The organism is Pseudomonas sp. RGM2987 (genome assembly GCF_022952855.1).
Classification (GTDB): Bacteria; Pseudomonadota; Gammaproteobacteria; order Pseudomonadales; family Pseudomonadaceae; genus Aquipseudomonas.
Genome location: NZ_JALJDX010000033.1, coordinates 1 through 1,604, shown reverse-complemented (window position 1 = coordinate 1,604; position 1,604 = coordinate 1). Strand labels below are relative to the sequence as shown.

Sequence of the window (1,604 nt, the reverse complement as noted above, 5' to 3'; positions counted from 1 at the left end):
CGCGAAGGCGGTGGGTCAGCCGACACTAATGTTGCCTGACATACCGCCTTCGCGAGCAAGCCCGCTCCCACAGGGTTTAGTGACTCCCACAGGTTTTGTGTTTAGCTCATTGGTATCGCGCCAGGCTTACCACATCAAATCATCAGGAATCTGGTACGCCGCGTACGGATCATCCGCATCCACTTCTTCGGTCTGGGTATTGAGCTGGACGATGCGCTTGGGGTCGCGTTCCTGGATCTTCAGGGCTGCCTCGCGGGGGATCACTTCGTAGCCGCCGGCGTGGTGGACGATTGCCAGCGAGCCACTGCTCAGCTTGTTGCGCATCAGCGTATTGACCGACAGGCGCTTGACCTTCTTGTCGTCGACGAAGTTGTAGTAGTCCTCGGTGGTCAACTTCGGCAGGCGCGAGACTTCGATCAACTGCTTGATCTGTGCGGCGCGAGCCTTTTGCTCGGCTTTTTCCTGCTGCTGACGATTGAGTTCCTGGTCGCGCTTGACCTTTTCGGCCATGGCTTCCTGGGCGGCACGCTGCTGGGAGTCATCCAGTTCGACCTGGCCTTTATGGGCCAGGCGCTGCTGCTTCTGTTTCTCTTTGCCGACCTGCTTGGCCTGCTTTTGGTTGACCAGCCCTGCTTTGAGCAACTGGTCGCGAAGGGAAAGGCTCATGGTGCTTACTCACTTAGGCAACGGCCTCAGCCACAGCTGGGCAAATTCTTTTCCTGACGTTTGGCTTCGCCCCACAAGGCGTCCAATTCTTCGAGGGTGCAATCTTCCATGGGACGGTGGGTGTCGCGCAATGCCTGTTCGATAAATCGGAAGCGTCGCTCGAATTTTCCGTTGGCTTGGCGTAAGGCGGTTTCCGGATCGACCTTGAGGTGCCGGGCTAGATTGACGACTGAAAATAGCAGATCGCCGATTTCGTCAGTCACGGCCTCCTGATCGTTTTCCGACATGGCTTCGAGCACTTCGTCCAGCTCTTCCCGGACCTTGTCGAGCACCGGCAAGGCGTCCGGCCAGTCGAAACCGACCTGGGCGGCACGCTTTTGCAGTTTCGCCGAACGGGACAATGCCGGCAGGGCTGCCGGCACATCGTCGAGCAATGACAACTGCTCAGGCGCCGCGGCTTTCTCGGCCCGTTCCTCAGCCTTGATTTGCTCCCAACGCTGCTTGACCTGTTCTTCGCTCAGGCGCGGCAGGTCCATGGGCGCATACAGATCACCGGTAGGAAACACATGGGGATGACGACGGATCAGCTTGCGGGTGATGCCATCGACCACGCCGGCAAATTCGAAGCGGTTTTCTTCCCGGGCCAACTGGCTGTAATACACCACCTGGAACAACAGGTCGCCCAACTCGCCCTGCAAGTGATCGAAATCGCCGCGCTCGATGGCGTCGGCTACTTCGTAGGCTTCTTCCAGGGTATGGGGGACGATGGTCGCGTAGGTTTGCTTGATGTCCCACGGGCAACCGTACTGCGGGTCCCGCAGGCGGCTCATCAGGTGGAGCAGGTCTTCAAGGCTGTACATAAAATCATCCCATCACACAAAAACCTTGTGGGAGCGGGCTTGCTCGCGAAGGCGGTGTGTCAGGCAGCACTGATAGCG

2 protein-coding genes are annotated in these 1,604 nt (G+C 58.5%); both read right to left on the bottom strand.

The genetic code is table 11. The features are described from left to right. Window positions 1–126: 126 nt before the first annotated feature. Entirely contained in the window at window positions 127–666 is a 540-nt protein-coding gene (locus tag RGM2987_RS00175; protein ID WP_245138101.1) for a DUF2058 domain-containing protein, read from the bottom strand. 26 nt (window positions 667–692) lie between these two features. Then, the gene (gene mazG, locus RGM2987_RS00170; protein WP_245138100.1) at window positions 693–1,526 is read right to left on the bottom strand and encodes a nucleoside triphosphate pyrophosphohydrolase; all 834 of its coding nucleotides are present in this window, start codon (window positions 1,524–1,526) and stop codon (window positions 693–695) included. Between the last annotated feature and the right edge of the window lie 78 nt (window positions 1,527–1,604).